The sequence below is a fragment of the Nocardia sp. NPDC102475 genome (genome assembly GCF_055584605.1).
In genome coordinates this window covers 486,074-506,846 of the sequence record NZ_JBVJLS010000004.1, presented here as the reverse complement: position 1 = coordinate 506,846, position 20,773 = coordinate 486,074, and the positions used below count along the sequence as shown (strand labels likewise).

19 protein-coding genes are annotated in these 20,773 nt (G+C 65.5%); 10 read left to right on the top strand and 9 right to left on the bottom strand.

Annotated features, from left to right (window positions below; genetic code table 11):
* Nucleotides 1-111: 111 nt before the first annotated feature.
* Nucleotides 112-969 carry an SNIPE associated domain-containing protein gene (locus ACZ60G_RS10605; RefSeq protein ID WP_465809134.1) on the bottom strand — a complete coding sequence of 286 codons (858 nt, stop codon included), beginning with the start codon at nucleotides 967-969 and terminating at the stop codon, nucleotides 112-114.
* A gap of 317 nt (nucleotides 970-1,286) precedes the next feature.
* Nucleotides 1,287-2,501 (bottom strand): lipase family protein, encoded by a 1,215-nt coding sequence (locus ACZ60G_RS10600; RefSeq protein ID WP_465809132.1) that lies wholly within the window; start codon nucleotides 2,499-2,501, stop codon nucleotides 1,287-1,289.
* A 565-nt stretch (nucleotides 2,502-3,066) separates the two neighbouring features.
* Between ACZ60G_RS10600 and ACZ60G_RS10595 the strand changes: the two genes are divergently transcribed.
* On the top strand, nucleotides 3,067-4,587 hold the full coding sequence (locus tag ACZ60G_RS10595; RefSeq protein WP_465809131.1) for an alpha/beta fold hydrolase: 1,521 nt from the start codon (nucleotides 3,067-3,069) through the stop codon (nucleotides 4,585-4,587).
* Between the two features lie 143 nt (nucleotides 4,588-4,730).
* Here the strand turns inward: ACZ60G_RS10595 and ACZ60G_RS10590 are convergent, their stop codons facing one another.
* The 6 genes from ACZ60G_RS10590 to ACZ60G_RS10565 form a co-directional block, all read right to left on the bottom strand.
* Nucleotides 4,731-4,910, bottom strand: coding sequence for a hypothetical protein (locus ACZ60G_RS10590; protein WP_465809129.1), 180 nt, complete (start codon nucleotides 4,908-4,910; stop codon nucleotides 4,731-4,733).
* A 221-nt stretch (nucleotides 4,911-5,131) separates the two neighbouring features.
* A complete protein-coding gene (locus ACZ60G_RS10585; RefSeq protein WP_465809127.1) occupies nucleotides 5,132-6,403 on the bottom strand; it encodes a cytochrome P450 family protein in 1,272 nt (423 codons plus the stop codon).
* 234 nt (nucleotides 6,404-6,637) lie between these two features.
* A complete protein-coding gene (locus ACZ60G_RS10580) occupies nucleotides 6,638-7,810 on the bottom strand; it encodes an aminoglycoside phosphotransferase family protein (RefSeq protein WP_465809125.1) in 1,173 nt (390 codons plus the stop codon).
* A 258-nt stretch (nucleotides 7,811-8,068) separates the two neighbouring features.
* Complete coding sequence (locus tag ACZ60G_RS10575; RefSeq protein WP_465809123.1) at nucleotides 8,069-8,293, bottom strand: hypothetical protein; 225 nt, start codon at nucleotides 8,291-8,293, stop codon at nucleotides 8,069-8,071.
* A 44-nt stretch (nucleotides 8,294-8,337) separates the two neighbouring features.
* The gene (locus ACZ60G_RS10570) at nucleotides 8,338-10,296 is read right to left on the bottom strand and encodes a glycoside hydrolase family 15 protein (RefSeq protein WP_465809121.1); all 1,959 of its coding nucleotides are present in this window, start codon (nucleotides 10,294-10,296) and stop codon (nucleotides 8,338-8,340) included.
* Nucleotides 10,297-10,390: 94 nt separating this feature from the next.
* Nucleotides 10,391-10,660, bottom strand: coding sequence for a hypothetical protein (locus tag ACZ60G_RS10565; RefSeq protein ID WP_465809119.1), 270 nt, complete (start codon nucleotides 10,658-10,660; stop codon nucleotides 10,391-10,393).
* 176 nt (nucleotides 10,661-10,836) lie between these two features.
* On the opposite strand from ACZ60G_RS10565, the gene ACZ60G_RS10560 reads away from it, so the two are divergent.
* Complete coding sequence (locus tag ACZ60G_RS10560) at nucleotides 10,837-11,595, top strand: FadR/GntR family transcriptional regulator (RefSeq protein WP_465809117.1); 759 nt, start codon at nucleotides 10,837-10,839, stop codon at nucleotides 11,593-11,595.
* The gene (locus ACZ60G_RS10555) at nucleotides 11,579-12,310 is read left to right on the top strand and encodes a cache domain-containing protein (protein ID WP_465809115.1); all 732 of its coding nucleotides are present in this window, start codon (nucleotides 11,579-11,581) and stop codon (nucleotides 12,308-12,310) included. Before ACZ60G_RS10560 ends, ACZ60G_RS10555 begins: the two co-directional genes overlap by 17 nt.
* Nucleotides 12,311-12,319: 9 nt before the next feature.
* Here the strand turns inward: ACZ60G_RS10555 and ACZ60G_RS10550 are convergent, their stop codons facing one another.
* On the bottom strand, nucleotides 12,320-13,276 hold the full coding sequence (locus ACZ60G_RS10550; RefSeq protein WP_465809113.1) for a LysR family transcriptional regulator: 957 nt from the start codon (nucleotides 13,274-13,276) through the stop codon (nucleotides 12,320-12,322).
* A 64-nt stretch (nucleotides 13,277-13,340) separates the two neighbouring features.
* Between ACZ60G_RS10550 and ACZ60G_RS10545 the strand changes: the two genes are divergently transcribed.
* From ACZ60G_RS10545 to ACZ60G_RS10515, 7 genes are read left to right on the top strand one after another with little or no spacing between them, the layout of a single operon-like run.
* On the top strand, nucleotides 13,341-14,501 hold the full coding sequence (locus ACZ60G_RS10545) for an XdhC family protein (protein ID WP_465809111.1): 1,161 nt from the start codon (nucleotides 13,341-13,343) through the stop codon (nucleotides 14,499-14,501).
* A gap of 57 nt (nucleotides 14,502-14,558) precedes the next feature.
* Complete coding sequence (locus ACZ60G_RS10540; protein WP_465809110.1) at nucleotides 14,559-15,449, top strand: FAD binding domain-containing protein; 891 nt, start codon at nucleotides 14,559-14,561, stop codon at nucleotides 15,447-15,449.
* A gap of 2 nt (nucleotides 15,450-15,451) precedes the next feature.
* Nucleotides 15,452-15,970 (top strand): (2Fe-2S)-binding protein, encoded by a 519-nt coding sequence (locus ACZ60G_RS10535; RefSeq protein ID WP_465809109.1) that lies wholly within the window; start codon nucleotides 15,452-15,454, stop codon nucleotides 15,968-15,970.
* On the top strand, nucleotides 15,967-18,357 hold the full coding sequence (locus ACZ60G_RS10530) for an aerobic carbon-monoxide dehydrogenase large subunit (RefSeq protein ID WP_465809107.1): 2,391 nt from the start codon (nucleotides 15,967-15,969) through the stop codon (nucleotides 18,355-18,357). The genes ACZ60G_RS10535 and ACZ60G_RS10530 overlap by 4 nt, the downstream gene beginning before the upstream one ends.
* Before the next feature lie 25 nt (nucleotides 18,358-18,382).
* Nucleotides 18,383-19,270: an XdhC family protein gene (locus ACZ60G_RS10525; RefSeq protein WP_465809105.1), complete on the top strand. Its 888-nt coding sequence runs from the start codon at nucleotides 18,383-18,385 to the stop codon at nucleotides 19,268-19,270.
* Nucleotides 19,267-19,860 (top strand): nucleotidyltransferase family protein, encoded by a 594-nt coding sequence (locus tag ACZ60G_RS10520; protein WP_465809104.1) that lies wholly within the window; start codon nucleotides 19,267-19,269, stop codon nucleotides 19,858-19,860. The genes ACZ60G_RS10525 and ACZ60G_RS10520 overlap by 4 nt, the downstream gene beginning before the upstream one ends.
* A complete protein-coding gene (locus tag ACZ60G_RS10515; protein ID WP_465809102.1) occupies nucleotides 19,857-20,771 on the top strand; it encodes an AAA family ATPase in 915 nt (304 codons plus the stop codon). Before ACZ60G_RS10520 ends, ACZ60G_RS10515 begins: the two co-directional genes overlap by 4 nt.
* Nucleotides 20,772-20,773 lie beyond the last annotated feature (2 nt).

Below are 20,773 nucleotides of genomic sequence, written 5' to 3'. Positions count from 1 at the left end.
CTCGCCATCAACGAATCCAGCTCCGCCACAACATGATCCAACACCACCCGACAGGTCTACCAGCACCGAACCACCTGAGTGCAGTTGCAGTATTAGTTCAGACTGTCATGGTCATAGCCCAGGTGATCGGTGATCTCGCCTTCCAACGGTTGATGGGGGCGGATTGGTATCGGTTGTGAGGTTGAGCGGAGCCAATTTCAGTGGCGCCGTGATTGTTCGAACTCTCGTGCCACGAAGGAGCGCACCAGCGCGAGTTGGGCGAGGATTGTCGGCATCTCCACGTCCGAGAAGCGTGAAAGCGATCTTGTCGAGGCGTTCCAGCGCGCTGGATAGCTTGTAGGGCTTGAGGCTTCGGACGAGGTTGTCGGCCTCGGCGTTGTACGCGCGCAGCATCAGCATCGAGTATTCGCGGATCATCTTGCGGCCATCGGTGACCGACCCCTCGACCACCCATGTTTTCAAGGCCTCGATCGCGCCGCCGTCGCGGCGCGCCATGTCCTTGATCTCACCTTGTAGTTGCTTGAGCTCGTCACGGTAGGCGACTGAGTCGGACAGGGGGTGGCGGTATTCGTAGATGCCGATCTCCTGAAGCACCGACTCTTCTCGAGTGTTGATCACCTGCGTGCGGAGGCTGTCCAGCAGCGTTTGCTGGTCGGTGACCTGTGCTGCGTACTGGTCCCGCAGCTGTTGTAGTTCGGCGATCTCGAGCCCTCCGGTACTCGCCAATTGTGCTCGTAGCCTTTGGTTTTCGGCGAGCGCGTCCGCCAGCTCCTGCGACTGCTTCTTCGCGTGCGCACGGGCACCGAACAGCGGGACCTTCGAGGCCTGCCCAACGTTCTGCTGGGTCTGGTCGGTGATGTCGACCGCGGAGGGAGGTACACGGTCACCGGTCCATTCGGTGCCGTTCCAATACCTCAGAAAGCCCTCGTTCTGAGGGTCGGGGTACCAGTTCGGTGGCGCGGTATTCATGATCCCCCTTGTCGCAGTTGCTATCTCGAGGATGCCAGCACGAACCGGCCACTGGAAGCAGAACGCCGATTGTCTCCGCGGCGACTGGCGATCGGGCACTGCTGTCTCGCCATCAGTAGAACCCGGCGAAAACACCTGGGCGCTCGCGGGCTCGGTCGTTGATGTTGGTGCTAAATCCGTCACCCTAGCGGCATCAAAGCAGACCTGAGTTTCGTCGCGGCCGGCTTGCCCGTAACCAGCTCCAGCTCATCCCCGACCAGCTCTGATACCTGCCGCCGACGGCGGCGGGCATTGCACTCGGCCTGGTGGGCCGGCGCTTACTGCACCACACACCCCGGGGCTTGTGGGGCGCCGGCGAAGCGGTCGGCGAGGAACTTCATGCCGCCCAAGGCTTCGCCCGCGGCGGCTCCGATATGCGTCGGGAACAGCGAGTGGATCGCGGTGAGGGTGGCACCCTGAGCACAGTAGCTGTCGACGAGGGCGGTGTAGCCGGCGACGGGGATCTTCTCGTCGGCAACGCTGTGGTACAGGTACAGCGGGGTGTCGGGAGTGGTACGGCCGAGTTCATTGGGCATGGCGGCGTTGCGGAAAGCAGGCTGCGCCAACAGGTTCGGGACTGTGGCCAAGTCGTCGACGTGGATGTCGGAGTATTTCTGAGCCAGATCCGCACCGCAGGCGGAGGTGTCTGCGGCGAGCAGCGCGCGGCGGCCCCGGTCGTTCAGCAAGTCGGCCAACCGGGAGTCGGGTTCATTGCGGGCCAGCCCGAGCAGGATCAGTATCGCCCCCACGGCGCCGTCGGCGCGTTGTGCCACGGCCGGGATATCGGTGGGGATTCCGCCGGCGCTGGTGCCGACGAATCGCACGTCTGGTGCATATTCCTGACGCAACTGGGTGGCCCACAGCGTGGCGAAGGCTCCACTCGAGTATCCCCAGGCGCCGATCGGGCTCGAGGCATCGATGCCGGCTGGCGGGAACGACAGTGCGGCCCGGATTCCGTCCAGGACTCCACGCCCGGATGTCACGCCGTCGAAGAGCCGGGACTGCGGCCCTTCGTAATCGCTGACCACGACGGCCCATCCCCGCCGCAGTGCGTCCGCGATGAACGGCGCATCCTGCATGGCGCTCGCCATGTTGCTGTCGCTGCCGCCCCGCAGCGTGGACGACGGCGCGCACCGGGTGTCCAGACTGTTCTCGGGTACCTGGTACGACAACACCGGCCGCGGACCGTTCCAGGGCACCGGCGGCACCAGCACCGTGGTCACATCCAGCTGCGGATGCTCTTCGGAATCGGTTGTGCGATACCGCAATTGCCACGCCACCACGGGTATCGGCAGACCGAGCAGTGGGATCGTCCGCGATCCGAGCACCGCGCCGTTCGGATGTGACGCGAGATCGGGGGGTGCGGCATAGAAGGGATCGTCACCAGGGGACAGCGCTGTGGCTCGCGCGACCGGCATCGACAATGCTGCCGCCAGCATGATCAGGGCGAGCGTGAGGGGTGCAAGCCACTGTCGGCCGATCCGCCACCACATCGCTGGTTGCCTTGGCGCGCCGTCGACTGGCGGACCAGGCACACCGGTAGCCGAACACGCTGTGCGGCAAGCATTTTTCCGATATGTCGACAACATATGCCGGGATTCCATCACGCCTCCCGCGTCCAACTATCCGACGCGCAGGCGCTGGGGGGCCCGCACAACTAGTCACACCAATTCGAGATCTAGGTCACGGTAACATAACGATCTCATATTCACAGCTTAATTTTTCCAACAACGGTCGAGGCCGCCCAGCGAGGAGGAGAAGGCTCGCCGGACTGAGCGGATTTCAGCGCGGGCGCCTGGCCTCGACGCGGTCGGCAATCGCTCGGCATACGCTGTTATCGCGCCGACCTATGAGCCGTGCACGTCGGGCGCCCCGCAAAACCAGATGTCGGAGGCGCAACCCCGACGTAATCAGGCAAGCATGTGTGACGCTCCTGAGAATCTCTGCCTCGCCGAGCCGGTTTCAGCAAACGGCAGTAGGGTGCTGGTCCGAGACTCCGAAAATGGCTGTGCGGCGGAATCAGGGATGCGTACACGGAGGTCGCGGGCAGGAGATGCGATGCCGACAACATGGATTCGATGGCTCGTTGTCGGGGTCATATCGGCAGCTGCATTCGCCACCTTGCCCGTGGGACCGGCAAGCGCCGACCCGGTCGACGACATCGCGGGTGGGCTGGAGACGTTCTATCACCAGCCGCTGGACTGGAAGCCGTGTAACGACGCGGCGCTCGACAGCGCGGGGGCTCAGTGCGCGGGCGTTGTAGTACCGCTCGACTACACCCGACCGGACTCGCGCACGCTGACCGTAGCGATCTCGCGTATCCCGGCCACCGACCCTGAACTCAGACGCGGGATCATGCTGTCCAACCCCGGCGGTCCCGGCGGTCCGGGCCTGAGCATGATCGCCGACCTCCGGGATCGGCTGACACCGGATGTCCGTGCCCGGTACGACCTTATCGGCATGGACCCGCGTGGTATCGGCCGATCGGACCGAATGAGTTGTGCGCTGCCGCTGCCCACCATGTTGTTCTCGGCCGGCTTCGACGCCTTCGGCTATGCGCGCGACGCCACCTTGGCCGCCGCGCTCGCGGCTTCCTGCGTAGTACCCGATCCCGAGAAGGCCCGGTTCATCACCACCCGCAATACCGCCCGAGATATGGATGTCATCCGCGGCGCATTCGGTGAACGCGAGCTCAACTACTACGGCGACTCCTACGGCACCTACCTGGGCGCCGTGTACACGCAGATGTTCCCTCAGCACAGTGACCGCATCGTGCTGGACAGCGCCATCGACCCGGACCGCTACTGGATCGGCACCTACCAGGACATGGGCGCCGTCAACGAGGCCGGGCTCGACGACTGGGCGATCTGGGCGGCCCGCCACGACGCCGACTACCACTTCGGTACCAGCGCACCGCAGGTCCGAGCCTTTGTCGAGGACATGATCCGACGTGCCGCCACCCATCCGGTCATCGGCAACGGCTATCTCATCGACGAGCACACCGTTCCGATGATGCTGCTGTCGCTGTTGTCCAATCCGAAAAAGAACACCAACCTCGCCGAGCTCGTGCGGACCGTATCCGACGCAGTGTCCGGGCTGCCCATCGACATGGAGCAACTGAAAGCGAAGATCAACGGTCCCGTTCCGCTAGATGCCTCGGGCATGGCCGCGGTCCTGTGCGGCGACAAGGCCGCACCCCGAGATCTGGCCTGGTATCGCCGCAATATCGAAGGCGTCCGGGCGACCCAACCGGTGTTCGGCGCGTTCGCCAACAACATCACAGCCTGCGCGTTTTGGCCGGACCCGGTCGAGCCACCCACTGTCGTGCACAACTCGACACCAGCCCTGATCCTGCAGGCGACCCGCGACACCCGCACCGCCTACCAGCAAGGCCTTGGGCTGCACCAGGACCTGACAGCGTCACGAATGATCACACTGGCAGACACCCGCGTTCACGGCGTCCTCGGCTCCGACCTGAGCCACTGCGTGAACGACGTCGTCAACACCTACTTCCGTGACGGCACCCTCCCCGATACCGACCTCACCTGCCAACGCGACCCCAACTATCTTCCCGACTAATCGCCCGCAGCGCCCAGCGGCGCGATCCACTCGACGGGCCGCGAATTGTCAAACCCTCGGTTGGTTCAACGAGGGGGAGACGATGTTTCTGGCCTTATCTATGTATGTCGACGTGATTCGAAACTGGGCGTGGGATGAATTGCTTAGCCGCCCGCCCCCTGGTCAGGACTCAGGTTGTAGGTGTGCAGCGTGGTCGCTGGGACCGCGACCCGCAACCGGGCAAGATATCCGGAGAAGGTCGGCATCACCGATATGCGATCAACCATGTCCAGGTCCAGGCGCGCGACGATCAGTCGCAAGGCCGCATCGATATCGGCGTTCATGCGGGCCCCTGCCATATCTCGGGCCGATACAGCGGTGCCGGAAAACCGCCGGAATGAGCAGATACCCCGATCGCCCGACAGTCCACCGGCCCTGCCGCAGGCACCGGACCACGATGAACTGATCGTCGCCGTCGAATCCGAGCCCTTGTCCCGCATCCCAGGTGAGGTGTTTGAACGCCGATCGATCCGACACTCGACCGTGATCGTCGATAGTGCCTTTGTCAGTGCGGGGACTGCCCTTGGTATTTCAGCGGAGCGGTGGGTGGGAAGGTGACCGGCAATTCGGTCAGCGCCCGGTGGAAGGGGCCTGGTCGCCAGTTGGGTGTCTGATTCGGCAGGTCGAGTTCGATCTCCGGCAGTGCGTCGAGTAGTTGGTCGATGGCCTCCTGCGCGATCAGGTAGGCCAGGGTGCGCGCCGGGCAGGCGTGCGGGCCCAGGCCCCAGGCAAGGTGGGAGCGGTTGCCGGTCAGGTCGCCGGTGCGGATCGCGGGGTCGTTGTTGCAGGCGGCCATGCTGATGACGACGGGCTGGTGGGCGGGCAGCCACACATCGTCGATGAGGATCGGGTGGCGTGGGTAGGTGATCAGCAGGTTCGCCAGTGGCGGGTCGTTGAACAAGACCTCGTCGAGGGCATCGCGGGAGGACAGGTTGCCGCCGAGGAAGCTTTCGCCGAAGCGCTCGTCGGTGAGGATCAGCAGCAAGGTGTTAGCGATCAGGTTCAGCTCGAATTCGATCCCGGTGCCGTAGACCTGTGATACGTGGTGCGAGGCTTCGACGTCGTCCAGCTGGGCGGGGTGCTGGAGCAGCACCGAGGTGATGTCGCGTTGGGGGTCGGCGCGTTTGAGTGCCACGAGGCTCATCAGCGCCTCCCCGAGCATTTGGTTCCCCTTCTCGGCGTCGACACCCTCGAGCAGCGCGGCCGTACCGGCGGCGACCTGTCCGCCGATCTCCGGCGGGCAGCCGAGCAGGTAGTTCACCACTTCGAACACCAACGGGTACAGGTACTGGCGGATCAGGTCGGCGGACCCGTCCTGGCAGAAGGAGTTGATCAGCGGGATTGCGAGCCTCTCCACGACCGCGTGCAGGGCGTACAGGTCGATCTCGTCGATGCTGGCGGTGATCGCTCCGCGGTAGCGGGTGAACTCGGTACCGGTGCTGCGACTTGCCATGGGCCGCCACTCCAGCAGGGGAAGAATGGGGCAGTCCGCGGGAATGTCCTTCTGCCAGGCCCGTGGGTCGGCGGGGAAATGTTCGGGATCATTGAGGATCCGCACCGCGGTGCCGTAGCCGATCACCAAGGTGGCCGGTACGCCGGGCGCCAACTCGACCGGCGCCAAAGATCCATAACGCCTACGCATTTCGCGATAGGCATGATGTGGATCGGCCGCGAACTCGGGCGAGTACATGGGCACCCGCGGGTCGTCGGAATCGGTTGGCGAGCCGTGGACGACCGGGCACGACTGAGCGGGGGCCTGGGATTGCGGCAAACTCAAGGGCAAAACTCCAAACGGATTCGTATGCACTACTTGACTGCTGAACTACCGCTCTCTGCCCGGACACGGCACTGGAGCGAGTTACCGGGTCTGCGCCGGAACCGGTCGATGATATAGCGCCCATGGACGGCAATCATCAACGCACGGGAAAATTGGCTCCACAGTTCGCTTTTCGCCTCCGATGCGCGGCCGGGCCGCCGCCCGGGCGCGAGATCGGTTGGCGGCAAGTCGGTGTCAGACGCCGAGGGCGTGCAGCGAATCGTGATCGTCGATGGCCGTGGTGATGCGCTTCAAAAGCGTCAAGCAGGTCTCCACGGGCTGCATCTCGGGTTGATAGGCTGCCCTGCCGATGGTGAACGCCCAAGCGGCGTAAGCGAACATGGACTGTTGCCGGTAGGCCAGCCATGCGTCGTCGAAGGATGGCGCTTCGCCGCCGAGGGTTCCGAGTTCGTCCAGGTAGGCCGCCAACAGTTCCCGGTCCCAGGCGCGCCGATCCTCGGGCTCGCATCCCGAGATGACGGTGTAGGCGAAGTCGTGCGCCCAGCCTCCCCGCATCACGACCTGCCAGTCGACGAATCCCATTCGCCCCGTGCCGGTTCGGTATGTCTGTCCGATGTGCGGATCACCGTGCAGCAGGGTCTGGGGCAGCTCGTTCGTCGCCTTGTCGATCGCACGCTCGACACCGGCCCACAGGCGTTCGCTCTGGCCGTGCAGAACCTGGGGAACCACCTCCCCGGCGCGGCGCAGACCGACCTCGCAACGCTTTTTCATGTCGATGGCGGCAAGGTATGCCTGGAGTGCCTCGGTCGTGGTCTTGAGGTCCGTGATCGACGGGTGGTTCCAGAAGGTGCGGTGGAGCCGGGCGAGATTGCGCACCAGGTCTTCGATCTGGTCACGGGCGATCGGGGCGGTCGGCTCGATGAACTGCGCACCACGGGTCGAGACGATGTCTTCCATCAGGGCGATCGATCGCCAGGACGCCGAATCGGCTGCGCCCCAATAGCCGAACGGAGCCTCGATGTCGGCCCGGGGCCGAAAATCCCTGAAGAACCGGGTCTCGCCGTCGATCATCTTCCCGCCACCGAGCAGGATGCGTTGGGAGAAGGCCGTCGTGGTCTTCGCGAAGAGATCGGTCGGTAAGCTCGCCTGCTTGCCCGTCTCGTTGTACTCGACACGAATCGCGACACGAGTGGATGTTCCGCGGCTGCCGCTCGAGGTTTCGAACGACAGCACCTCGGCATCGGGGACATCGCGGCACAGGACGGCCGTCAGCCACTGCGGGGTCAGCGTCTCACCGGATACCGGGACGTCCTCGAGGTCACGGGCTTTCGGCCGAAACAACTTCTCACCGAGAATGTGAGCGCCGACCGTGACAGACCGTCCGAGCAACCAGAGCTTGTGGTTCATTCGCTTGCCTCGATTCCGGAGTACGACATGACCGCCCGAGCAACTGGATCGCCAGCACACGGGTCCGCAGGACAGTAACCCACATCCTCGAAATGGCTGTAGTGCAACATGATTGCCGCGAGTCGCGGCGGGCTCGATTTCCGGGCCGGCGCGGCCCACCCAGTCGAGCTCGGTCACCACGGGCCACGGGGGTTCCTGACCCCAGCCCGAGCCGCAAAGTGAATTCCCGAAGCCGTACCCAGGGCACAGTGCCCGATCTCACCAGTACGCGATGACCGGTGCGTTATTGCCCTCGATCCGGGTGACCTGATCATCCTCGACGGTCACCAGAATCCCGCAGTGCGCTTCACACAACGTGCATTGCCGAGCGACGGTGGTAGCACCCATCCCGTACCGATCGAAATCCTCGGAAGTTGTTATGCGCGAATGGATTTCGTGCCAGGCCGAGGCTCCACGGACCAGCGGCGATGCGACTGCTGACATTTCGGGTGCGGTCGTCGCGCGGATACCCGGCCACGGCATCAGGGTCAGCGGTGCATGTATCCCAGTGTGAACGATGCATCGTCGAGTCGGGGGGCGATCGATTCCCCGCCGAGCGCCTGCCGCAATATCGCTTGTTCGTCCTGGATGACGTGCATTACGGCGTTGATCAGGGCGAGGTGGGTGAACGCCTGGGGGAAGTTGCCCCAGTGCCGACCGGTCCGGGGGTCGATCTCCTCGGCGTAGAGGCCGAGGGGGCTGGCGTAGGCGAGCAGTTTCTCGCACAGCTGTTTGGCTCGTGTCTTCTCGCCGATCTCCGACAGCGCCGAGACCAGCCAGAACGAGCAGATCGTGAAGGCACCCTCTTCCCCTGCGCAGCCATCGTCGGTTTCACCGACGCGATACCGCAATACGAGGCCGTCTTCGGTCAGTTCGTCGGCGATGGCCAACACCGTGTTGCGTACCCGGTCGTCGTCAGGGGGCAGGAAACGAACCAGCGGGATGAGCAGGGTCGAGGCATCCAGCGCGGTGCTGCCGTAGTACTGGGTGAACACCTGCCGGGAATCGAGGGCATGAGTGCATATGTCGGCGTGGATCTCGTCTGCGGCCTGTTGCCAGCGATGCGCGCGTTCGAAGTCCTGGTGGATGCGAGCCAGCCGGGCGCCGCGATCGGCGGCAACCCAGCACATCACCTTGCTGGAGGTGAAATGCTGGGGCTCCCCGCGTACTTCCCAGATGCCATGGTCGGGCTCGCGCCAGTAGGTGAGAGCGCTTTTGACCGCCCGGCTCAGCACCAACCAGGCTCGCGCGTCGATTCGGTCCTGGTTGCGCGCGTAGAGGTACACCGCGTCCAGCGCAGCACCCCACACATCGTGCTGGCGTTGCCGGTACGCGCCGTTGCCGATGCGCACGGGGCGGGCATTTTCGTAGCCGCGCAGGTGGGTGAGGGTCTGCTCGGTGAGGTCGCTTTCGCCACCGATACCGTAGACGATCTGCATATCCCGGACATCTTCGGTCAAGCCGATGATGTAGGAGAAGAAGTCGTTGGCCTCCCAGCTGAAGCCCAGCGTGTACAGGCCCCACAGCGCGAAGGCGGAGTCGCGTATCCACGAGTAGCGATAGTCCCAATTGCGTTGTCCGCCTGGCGTTTCGGGTAATGACGTGGTGGCGGCGGCGATGATGGCGCCGGTGGGCGCGAAGGTCAGTCCCTTGAGGGTCAGCGCGCTGCGGGTGAGCTGGGCAGCCCACGGATGGTCCGGAAACCGCCCACCGGCCAGCCAGTGCCGCCAATGATGGATGGTCCGCAGCATCCGTGCATCGGCCTCGTCAACGGCGCGGGGCGCGTCGCGACTACCCCAGGAGAGCGCGCAAAAGCGTGTGTCGCCCGCCTTCAGCAGGGTGCGGGCCAGCGCATGCGTCCCTTCCAGCCCCAAGCGCATGTCGGTGCTCAGCGTCAGCTGCAGATCGATCCCGTCGGCGCCGGCCTGCGCGGCGTAGTAACTGTCGAGGTACTCCCAATGCGCTCGATGCCTGCCGTAGTCGAAGGAGGGCTGACAGTCGAGCACGAACTGGATTTGCCCGGTCTCACAGTGCACCGTCCGCAGCAGAATGTGCTCGGCGTCGTAGTCGGTGGGGGTTCGGCAGTGGGCGCTACGGCCGGGGACCTGGTGTCGCCAGGGCCCGACCAGCAGCACATCGCGGACCGTCGCCCACCCTTCGCCACTGCGCCAACTCGTCTCCATCACCATCGTGCCGGGGACGTAGCGGCGATCGGTGGGCACCATGTAGTCGGCGGGGGCGAACCGAAACGAACCGGCGGAACGATCGAGCATGGCCGCGAAGACGCTGGGGGAGTCCATGCGGGGCAGACACATCCATTCGACTGCTCCGCTGGGGGCGATGAGTGCGGTGACCTCGCAGTCGGAGATGAAACCGTAGTCGTCGATGCGTGGGAACGCCGTCGGCCGCGGCATGGGTTCGCTGTGGTCGTCCATGTGTCGCTCCATCGTCGTCTGGGCGCTGAACTCTGGCCTGGCTATTCCACGCAATCGACTGGCGAATCAGGCTGAGTATGCACCGCGACGATGGTGCTCGGCGACGTTATGCCAATGCCTGCCTGCTGGGCACCAGCCGCGGTGGGATCAGTTTCGTCCAGAATTCGCGGCGGACCGCATCCCACAGCCTCGCCAGTTCCGGAAGGAGCTCTCGCGCACGCGCGAGATCCGGGTAGCTGCTGGGGCAGAAGGACGCCACCGGCGAAGCGTCGGATGCGTTGTGCACGGCGACAATCGCGATCACATGATGATGAACCATGCGCCACGTCACACACAGTCCGTCGACTTCCGTATGGCAGGTCAGGCTCTCGGACATGGGAAATTCCTGTTTCGATCGTGACGTCGGCGCGTCGAGGTGTCCATGCGGGGCGGTGCCCTTAACCTAAGACATTAGATTTCATAGTTCAAGAGGTTTACATAAAACTTTATAGTTCATATTTCAATTGTTAATTGAGTAGAATCGTGTCAGGTCCCGCCACCCCAGGAGTCGCGTTGTCCCACCAGAAGAGGGCCGGATTGACCGCGCTCGGCGCAGTGCTGTCACCGCTCGAGGGCGGTGGTCCGAAAACCGATGCCGTCGTGCAGCGGCTGTCTGCTGCGATCAGCCTCGGTGTGATGGCCGACGGCCAGCAGTTGCCGAGTGAGACCGACCTCGCCAACCAGTTGGGTGTATCGACGATGACCCTGCGCGAGGCGCTGGCCGTACTTCGGCAGCAGGGCATCGTGCACACCAAGCGCGGGCGCGGGGGTGGCAGCTTCATCAGCGCTTCGGCGGAGGTCTTCGAGGCCACCTCGCTGGCGCGGTTGCAACAGATGAGCGTTCAGGAGCTGCGCGACCTAGGGGACGAGCACTTCGCCGTCACCGGGGCGGTTGCCGTGTTCGCCGCGCGCCGCAGCTTGCGGGCCGATATATCCGGACTGCGCGCCTTGGCCGACCGGCTCGAGGACAGCTCCGACATCGTCTCGGCCCGCCAGGCCGACAGCCGCTTCCACATCGAGATGGCGGTGTGCGCACAGTCCACCCGGCTGACCCGCGCCGAGGTCGGTCTGCAGGCAGAGCTCTCCGCCTTGCTCTGGCTGCCGGGCCTGAAGCTGGACCCTGCGGTCGAGGCGACCGCCCATCGTGACGTGGTGGACGCGATCGAACAAGAAGACGATGCCCGGGCCAGAGAACTGGCAGAATCGCATACGGAATCACGCATCCGCCGCCTTGTTGCTTTGCGCTTGGAGCTCAGTGAGGGACACCGATAACTTTCCGACCCCCGCGACCATCGAGTCGCTCGCTGATTCCGTCACAAAACTGGCTGACGAGGTCTACCTATCGCTGGCAACCATCGGGACCGCGCTGACAACCCTCTGGGATGAGCTGACCGAGAAGCTGCGGTCCGCTCCCCGGGCAACTGATCTGGCACCGCTGCGCGAGACCATCCTCGGCGAACTCGAGTCGCGCGGAAAATTGTTCAACGGCGCAGGCGTAGTGATGGCCGACAGCGTGCTGGCCGATCACCCCCGACACCTCGAATGGTGGCTTCCCACCGCGCAACGCCTGGTCCTGGAATTGAATCCCGGTAGTGAATACTTCTACGACTACACCAAAATGGACTGGTTCACGGTTCCGCACGAGCAGGGTCGGCGATGGGTACAGGGGCCACACCTCGATTACGCGTGCACCGATGAGTACGTCTGCACCTTCTCGATACCGGTCACGACCACATCGGGAACATTCCTCGGAATCGCCGGCGCCGATGTGCCGGTCGCCGCGATCGAGGAGGTCCTGCTTCCGCGATTCCAAGCATTCGGTCAGCGGGTAGTGCTGGTCAACAGTGAAGGCCGCGTCATCATGGGGACCGATCCCGAATTCACGACCGGATCCAAGACGAGCCGGATGGACAGATCTGCTGCGACAGTTCCGATCGAGGCGGTGCCTTGGTCGTTGCGTCCGCTCGAATCCACCGCATCCCACTGACCCTGCGCGTCAACTCCACAGCGTCACATGCACTTTCGGGCGGAACCGGGTGACGCCGACGCCGGACCCGCGGATCATCGCCTGGGTGCATCGCGGGGTGGTGATGAACCGCAGCAGCTCCGACACCGCGGGCTGGCGAGTGTCGGGTGGCAGGGTGGTTGCGCACCACTCATCGGATACCTGAAGGCCAGGTCCCTTGATGTGGCGCAACCGACCGGTCGCCAGGTCGGAGGAGACGGCGAAGCCGATCGTCAGGGTGATGCCCCCGGCACAGCGGACCTCTTCGAGGGCGGCAGCGTCGCTCTGGAAGATCCGCTGGTGTGATTCGGGAATGGCCAACTCGCGCAGCATCGTCGCGATGTGCCCGTCGACACTGCCTGCACTGGGGCCCAGCATCCACTGCTGTTCCCGCAGCAGCGCCGGATGCGGTGCGATGTCGGCCAGTGGGCTGTCGGGGCGCGCGACCGAAATGATCTGATACTTCAGGAACGGCCGGGCGGTGATGGTCGAGTCGGGGCCGTCGTGCCCGGGTCCCAGCGCGATATCCACCGCACGGGTCTCGATCAGGCTGCGAAACCGGCTGGTGGGATGCACACTCAGCTCCACCGACAGATCCTTCGCCCGCGCCGCGAACAGGTCGATGAGGCCGGGCGCGGCATGTTCGGCGAACACGCTCGATGCCGCGATACGTAGCAGCCGCCGGCCATGCGCCGCCTCGCTCACCTCGATGGCGGTCTGGCGCTGCAGTCCGAGAATCTCGATCGCCCGGCTGGCCAAGCGCAGCCCGCCGGGGGTGAAGGCCAGACCCGATGCCGCGCGGGTGAACAGCGGGTCGTCGAGTTCCTTGCGCAATTGGGCGATGTGCGTCGAGACACCGGCATCCGACATCCCCAGCTCGCCGGCCGCCGCATGGACGGAGCCGAGCCGCACCACGGTCGAGTAGGCCCGAAGCTGGGCGGGCGTCACAATCCGAGTCTACTTTGGAGGTGTACGCAGCGCCGACGGCTGCATCGCGTCTGGAGGACGCATTATGCAGGACGTGCTCACGGATCTGATGACAACATGGAACGCCGGGGGCACAGCTGGGGTCGCAACAGTCGTGCGGACCTTCCGTTCGTCGCCGCGACCGCCTGGTGCGGCCATGGTCGTCGCCCCGGACGGAACGGTCGGCGGTTCGGTTTCCGGTGGCTGTGTCGAGGGCGCGGTCTACGAACTCGCCACCGACGTCATCCGGACCGGTTCTCCGGTGCTGCAGCGCTACGGCTTCTCCGACGAGGACGCATTCGCTGTCGGTCTCACCTGCGGCGGCATCATCGACATCTTCGTCGAAGCGATCTCGCGGGAGACGTTTCCGGAACTCGGCGAGGTCGCCGCGGATATCGCCGAGCACCGGCCGGTCGCCATCGCGACCGTCATCGAGCACCCCGACACTGCCCGGGTAGGGCGTCGGCTGCTGATCCGGCCGAGCGATGCGCACGGCACGCTGGGGTCGGCGCGCGCAGACGATGCCGTCACCGATGACGCACGCGGGCTGCTCGCGGCGGGACGCACCGAAGTGCTGTCCTATGGTCCGGACGGGCAGCGCCGCGGCGAGGGCATGGGTGTTTTCGTCGCCAGTTACGCCCGGCAGCCGAGGATGCTGGTATTCGGGGCGATCGATTTCGCCGCCGCCGTCGCCCAGCAGGGATCATTCCTCGGCTACCGGGTGACGGTGTGCGACGCGCGGCCGGTCTTCGCCACCTCTGCCCGGTTCCCGACCGCCGACGAGGTCGTCGTCGACTGGCCGCACCGCTACCTGGCCGCGCAGATCACGGCCGGCGCGGTCGACTCGCAAACCGTCGTCTGCGTGCTGACCCACGATCCCAAGTTCGACGTTCCGCTGCTCGAGGTGGCGCTGCGCGCGCCGCAGATCGGCTATGTCGGTGCCATGGGGTCGCGCCGCACGCACGACGAGCGGCTGGGCCGATTGCGACAGGCAGGCCTCACCGACGAACAACTCACCCGCCTCGCCAGCCCGATCGGGCTGGATCTGGGCGGGCGGACACCGGAGGAGACGGCGGTGTCCATCGCGGCCGAGATCATCGCGCGACGCTGGGGCGGACACGGCGCCGCACTGAGCAGAACCGGCGGCCGGATTCACCATCCGACCAGCGCGAACAGCGAATTAAGTGATTCCTTAAATCGGTCTTGACGCCCAGCTCAGCGGGGCCGAGGCTTGGCTCATTCCCGCTGATGTGAGGTCGATCACATGCAAGTTCCTGGGCCATTCGAATACGAGCGCGCAACGGGCGTGGATCACGCCATCGGACTACTGGACCGGCTCGGGGAGGAGGCGCGCATCGTCGCGGGCGGGCACAGCCTGCTGCCGATGATGAAGCTGCGTCTGGCCAATCCGGAATATCTCATCGACATCAACGACCTGGCCGCCGAACTGGGCTACATCGTCACCGATCCGACCCTGGTGCGCATCGGCGCGATGGTCCGGCATCGGCATGTACTGGAATCCGACGACCTCGCCACGGTGTGCCCGATCTTCCGTGACGCCGAGCGCGTGATCGCCGACCCGGTCGTACGCAACCGCGGCACGATCGGTGGCTCGCTGTGCCAGGCCGATCCCGCCGAAGATCTGTGCACTGTCTGCACGGTCCTCGGCGCCACCTGCCTGGTGCGCGGACCGTCCGGCGACCGGGAGATCGCGATGGACGACTTCCTGGTCGGCCCATATGAACCCGCCATGTCGCACAACGAACTTCTGATCGAGATCCGAATCCCGGTGCGGCATCGGACATCGAGCGCCTACGCGAAGGTGGCGCGCCGAGTCGGCGACTGGGCGATCGCGGCGGCCGGCGCGACGGTGACCCTGCGCGGCGAGGCGATAGCGGCCGCACGGATCGGTCTGACCGCGGTCGACCCCGATCCAGCGGCACTGGCCTCCTCGGTGGACGTGCTCATCGGTGAGCCGCCCACCGAGGAGGTTTTCGCGGCGGCGGGCCGCCGGGCGAGCGCGGCGTGCTCACCTGTCTCCGATGCGCGCGGCAGCGCGGACTACAAACGCCATCTCGCGTCCGAACTGACGATTCGCGTGCTGCGCACCGCGGTCGAGCGCGTACTGAATCACCCTGCGCCGGAAGGGAATTAGCCATGCAGGTAACCATGACCGTCAACGGCGAGCCGGTGACCGCGCAGGTCGAGCCACGCACCCTGCTCGTGCATTTCCTGCGAGATCAGTTGCGGCTCACCGGAACCCACTGGGGCTGTGACACCAGCAACTGCGGCGCCTGTGTGGTGCAGGTCGACGGCGAACCGGTGAAGTCGTGCACGATGCTGGCCGTCATGGCCGGCGGTCGTGCGGTGCGCACCGTCGAGGGGCTCGAAGTGGACGGCCGGCTCGATCCCGTGCAAGAAGGCTTTATGCAGTGCCACGGGTTGCAGTGCGGATTCTGCACGCCCGCCATGATGATCACCGCCCGCGCCCTGCTCGACCGCAACCCGGATCCCGACGAGCAGACCATCCGCGAGGCGATCTCGGGCCAGATCTGCCGCTGCACCGGATACACCACCATCGTGCGGTCGATCCAGTGGGCCGCGGCGAAACAACGCGGCGAAGCGGTCGAGCCCGAACCCGCCGCCCCACCGACACCGGTCGGGAGCACGTCATGACCGCCGTCGAATCCCGGCCCGAAGACCGTGTCGACAACGATCACAAGCCGTGCGGTCACGGCAGGATGCTGCGCAAGGAGGATCCGCGGTTCATTCGCGGCCACGGCAATTACGTCGACGACGTATCGCTGCCCGGCATGCTGCATTTGGCGATCCTGCGTTCCCCGTTCGCGCACGCCCGGATCGTCAGCGTCGATATCTCCGCAGCACAGGCACATCCGAAGGTCAGAGCAGTTGTCACGGGTGCGGATCTGGCGGCGAAGGGACTGGCCTGGATGCCGACGCTGTCCAACGATGTGCAAGCGGTGCTGGCCACGGACAAGGTCCGGTTCCAGGGCCAGGAGGTGGCCTTCGTCGTCGCCGAGGACCGCTACTCCGCCCGTGATGCGTTGGAGCTCATCAACGTCGAGTACGAAATGCTCGATCCGGTCATCGACGCCCGGACCGCACTGACGCCCGGGATGCCGGTGATCCGCGACGATCTCGAGGGCAAGCGCGACAACCACTGCTTCGACTGGGAGACCGGCGACGCCGCCGCGACCGAGGCGGTGTTCGCGCGCGCCGACGTCGTCGTAAAACAGGAAATCGTCTATCCGCGAGTGCATCCCGCCCCGATGGAGACCTGCGGTGCCGTCGCGGATCTCGATCCCGTGACGGGCAAGCTCACGCTGTGGTCGACGAGCCAGGCACCGCATGCCCACCGCACGCTCTATGCGTTGGTGGCCGGGCTGCCCGAGCACAAGATCCGGGTGATCTCACCCGATATCGGCGGCGGCTTCGGCAACAAGGTGCCCATCTATCCGGGATACGTCTGCGCCATCGTCGGGTCGCTGTTGCTGGGCAAACCGGTGAAGTGGATGGAGGATCGCAGCGAGAACCTCACCAGCACCGGATTCGCCCGCGACTACATCATGGTCGGCGAGATCGCCGCCACCGCCGAGGGCAAGATCCTGGCCATCCGGTCGACCGTGCTCGCCGATCACGGCGCCTTCAACGGCACCGCCGCACCGTTGAAGTATCCGGCGGGCTTCTTCGGCGTGTTCACCGGCAGCTACGACATCGAGGCCGCCTACTGCAAGATGACCGCGGTCTACACGAACAAGGCCCCCGGCGGCGTCGCCTACGCGTGCTCGTTCCGGATCACCGAGGCCGTCTACTTCGTCGAGCGGTTGGTCGATTGCCTCGCCTACGAACTGAAGATGGACCCGGCCGAGCTGCGGCTGCGCAATCTCCTTCGCCCCGACCAGTTCCCGTACACCTCCAAGACCGGCTGGGTGTACGACTCCGGCGACTACGAGAAGACCATGCGCCTGGCGATGGACATGATCGGCTACGACGCCTTGCGAAAGGAGCAGCAGGCCAAGCGCGCCCGCGGTGAGCTGATGGGCATCGGTATGTCCTTCTTCACCGAGGCCGTCGGTGCGGGTCCGCGTAAGGATATGGACATCCTCGGACTCGGGATGGCCGACGGGTGCGAACTGCGCATCCATCCAACCGGCAAAGCCGTTGTGCGCATAGCGGTGCAGACCCAGGGGCAGGGGCACGAGACGACGTTCGCCCAGATCGTCGCCGAAGAACTCGGCATCCCGCCCGAGGATATCGACGTGGTGCACGGCGATACCGATCAGACTCCGTTCGGCCTGGGCACCTACGGCAGCCGCTCGACACCGGTCTCGGGCGCCGCCGCCGCACTGGTGGCGCGCAAGGTGCGCGACAAGGCGCGGATCATCGCATCCGGCATGCTCGAGGTCTCCATCGCCGACCTCGAGTGGGAGAAGGGCTCTTTCCACGTCAAAGGAGATCCGTCCGCGGCCGTGACGATCCAGCAGATCGCGATGCGAGCACACGGCGCCGGAGATCTGCCCGAAGGCATCGAGGGCGGACTCGACGCGCAGATCTGCTACAACCCGGAGAATCTCACCTACCCGTATGGTGCGTATTTCTGCGTCGTCGACATCGACCCGGGGACAGCCGTGGTGACGATGCGGCGTTTCCTCGCCGTCGACGACTGCGGCACCCGGATCAATCCGATGATCATCGAGGGTCAGGTGCACGGCGGCATCACCGACGGCATCGGTATGGCGCTGATGCAGATCATGGCCTTCGACGAGGACGGCAACTGCCTGAGCGGATCCCTGATGGATTACCTCATTCCGACGGCGGTCGAAGTTCCGCATTTGGAGACCGGCTACACGGTCACCCCTTCGCCGCACCACCCGATCGGCGCGAAAGGCATCGGCGAATCGGCCACGGTCGGATCGCCCGCAGCGGTGGTCAACGCCGTGGTGGATGCATTGGCGCCGTACGGAGTCCGGCACGCCGACATGCCGCTGACGCCGTCGCGGGTGTGGGAAGCGATGCAGGGGCGGCCCACACCGCCGATCTGAGTGGGTGCCGGCGATGGGATCACCGATGAAGATGAGCGAGCGCGCACAGCAGTTGGTCCGCACCCGGACTCCGTTCGTGCACGCGACCGTCGTGCGCGCGCAGCAGCCGACCTCGGCGCACGCCGGGGATGAGGCGATCCTGTTGCAGGACGGGACGATCGAAGGGTTCGTCGGCGGCCAGTGCGCCCAGAACTCGGTCCGCAAGGCGGCGCTGGGGGCCCTGCAGTCGCACGAGAGTGTGCTGCTGCGCGTACTGCCCGACGGCGATCTGCAGTTTCCCGAAGCGCCCGGCGCGGCGGTCGTGGTGAATCCGTGTTTGTCCGGCGGAGCGTTGGAGATATTCCTCGAGCCGCAGATCCCGGCGCCGTTGGTGCGCATCTGCGGCGCGACACCTATCGCGGACGCCCTGGCCGACATGTGCGAACTGGTCGGATTCGGGGTGCAGCGCAGTGTGGCCGGAGCCGACTCGCCGGATTCGCTGACCGATACGACGGCGATGGTGATCGCCAGCCATGGTGGCCCCGAAGCCGAGCTGATCCGCGCCGCGCTCGATGCGGGTCTGGGCTATATCGGGTTGGTGGCCAGCAGAATTCGGGGGGCATCGATTCTCGACGAACTCGGATTGACCGACGCCGAGCGGGCGCGCGTGCGCACCCCGGTGGGTTTGCCGATCGGCGCCAAAACCTCCGCCGAGATCGCCGTCTCGATTGTCGCGCAAGTGATCCAGGCGATCCGCAAGGACGGTTTGGCGGTGACACCCCGCACGGTGGATGTCGCGGTCGAGGCGCTCGATCCGGTGTGCGGCATGACCGTGACGGTCGGGCCGGACACACCGCATCTCACCATCGACGATGTCGACCACTGGTTCTGCAGCTCCGGCTGCCGCACCTCCTTCGCGAAGACGGGCTCATGACAATCGGGTTCGTCACCGGAGTCGTACTCGCCGCGGGCGCCTCACGGCGCCTGGGCACTGCGAAACAGCTACTGCCGTACCGGAATACGACGGTTCTCGGCGCCACCCTCGACGCGGTGCGGTCCTGCGCTTTCGATCAGATCATCGTCACCCTCGGCGGCGCGGCCGCGGCGATCCGGCAGCAGATCGATCTCGCCGGGCTGGAGGTGGTCATGGCCGACGACTTCGGTTCGGGCTGTTCGTCGTCGTTGCGTTCGGCCCTGCGCGTGGTACACCCCGATGCTGCCGGAATGGTGCTGATGCTCGGTGATCAACCGGGCCTGTCGGCGGCGACCGTCGAGCGACTGATCGCCGAGGGAACATCCACGGCCATCACCGTCTGTCGCTACCACGACGGTGTCGGGCATCCATTCTGGCTGAGTCGCAGCGTATTCGGCGAGTTCGCCCGATTGCACGGCGACAAAGCCGTGTGGAAGATCATCGAGTCCGGCCGCGTCCCGGTGTCTCGACTCGACGTGGACGCGCCGATGCCCTTGGATGTGGACACCTGGGACGACTACGAGCGCCTGCGCGCCGCCACGTCGCCATGATGTCGCCGTTCGACGATATCGAGGACGTGGTCCGACGATTCGACGCCGACGACTACCTGCTCGACACCGGAACCGCCGCCGCCTTCTATCTGGCCACCACATTGGGCCGGCCGCTGCTGCTGGAAGGCGAACCGGGAGTGGGCAAGACAACGGCGGCCAAGACCCTGGCCACCGTGCTCGGTGCACCACTGATCCGCCTGCAGTGCTACGAGGGACTCACCGTGAGCGAAGCGCTGTACGACTGGAACTACCAGCGTCAACTGCTCAGCATCCGGCTCGCCGAGGCGCGCGGCGCCGACCTCACCGAAGCCGATCTGTTCACCGAGGCATTCCTGGTCGACCGCCCGATCCTGCGCTGTGCCCGCTATCGCGGTCCGACGCCCCCGGTGCTGCTGATCGACGAAATCGACCGCGCCGATGACGAATTCGAAGCGCTGCTGCTCGAATTCCTCGGTGAGGCCACGGTGACCGTACCCGAACTCGGGACCTTCGTCGCCGAACACCCGCCGCTGGCGGTGCTGACCTCCAACCGCAGTCGCGACCTGCACGACGCGCTGCGGCGGCGCTGCCTCTACCACTGGATCGACTACCCGGAGCCGACTCGCGCGGTGGCGATCGTGCGCCGCACCGTGCCCGGGGCAACCGACGCGTTGATCGAACACGCCACCGGATTCGTGGGCCGCGCCCGCGAACTCGATCTCGACAAGCCGCCCGGCGTCGCCGAGACCATCGACTGGATCGCCGCGCTGGCAACACTCGACGTCGCCGAGCTCACCGCACCAGAGGCGGTCGCCGAGCTCACCGCACCAGAGGCGGTCGCCGCGCTCAGCGCACTGGCGAAGACACCCGACGACCGCGCCACCGTCCACACGGCATTCGTCGAATACACCCGAAGCCTGGCCACCGGATGAGA

What these genes read in the sequence shown, in the direction of transcription:
- ACZ60G_RS10605 (WP_465809134.1), bottom strand. Translation starts at nt 969, where the DNA reads ATGAATACCGCGCCACCGAACTGGTACCCCGACCCTCAGAACGAGGGC.
- ACZ60G_RS10600 (WP_465809132.1), bottom strand. Translation starts at nt 2,501, where the DNA reads ATGTGGTGGCGGATCGGCCGACAGTGGCTTGCACCCCTCACGCTCGCC.
- ACZ60G_RS10595 (WP_465809131.1), top strand. Translation starts at nt 3,067, where the DNA reads ATGCCGACAACATGGATTCGATGGCTCGTTGTCGGGGTCATATCGGCA.
- ACZ60G_RS10590 (WP_465809129.1), bottom strand. Translation starts at nt 4,910, where the DNA reads ATGAACGCCGATATCGATGCGGCCTTGCGACTGATCGTCGCGCGCCTG.
- ACZ60G_RS10580 (WP_465809125.1), bottom strand. Translation starts at nt 7,810, where the DNA reads ATGAACCACAAGCTCTGGTTGCTCGGACGGTCTGTCACGGTCGGCGCT.
- ACZ60G_RS10575 (WP_465809123.1), bottom strand. Translation starts at nt 8,293, where the DNA reads ATGTCAGCAGTCGCATCGCCGCTGGTCCGTGGAGCCTCGGCCTGGCAC.
- ACZ60G_RS10570 (WP_465809121.1), bottom strand. Translation starts at nt 10,296, where the DNA reads ATGGAGCGACACATGGACGACCACAGCGAACCCATGCCGCGGCCGACG.
- ACZ60G_RS10565 (WP_465809119.1), bottom strand. Translation starts at nt 10,660, where the DNA reads ATGTCCGAGAGCCTGACCTGCCATACGGAAGTCGACGGACTGTGTGTG.
- ACZ60G_RS10545 (WP_465809111.1), top strand. Translation starts at nt 13,341, where the DNA reads ATGCAGGACGTGCTCACGGATCTGATGACAACATGGAACGCCGGGGGC.
- ACZ60G_RS10540 (WP_465809110.1), top strand. Translation starts at nt 14,559, where the DNA reads ATGCAAGTTCCTGGGCCATTCGAATACGAGCGCGCAACGGGCGTGGAT.
- ACZ60G_RS10535 (WP_465809109.1), top strand. Translation starts at nt 15,452, where the DNA reads ATGCAGGTAACCATGACCGTCAACGGCGAGCCGGTGACCGCGCAGGTC.
- ACZ60G_RS10530 (WP_465809107.1), top strand. Translation starts at nt 15,967, where the DNA reads ATGACCGCCGTCGAATCCCGGCCCGAAGACCGTGTCGACAACGATCAC.
- ACZ60G_RS10525 (WP_465809105.1), top strand. Translation starts at nt 18,383, where the DNA reads ATGAAGATGAGCGAGCGCGCACAGCAGTTGGTCCGCACCCGGACTCCG.
- ACZ60G_RS10520 (WP_465809104.1), top strand. Translation starts at nt 19,267, where the DNA reads ATGACAATCGGGTTCGTCACCGGAGTCGTACTCGCCGCGGGCGCCTCA.
- ACZ60G_RS10515 (WP_465809102.1), top strand. Translation starts at nt 19,857, where the DNA reads ATGATGTCGCCGTTCGACGATATCGAGGACGTGGTCCGACGATTCGAC.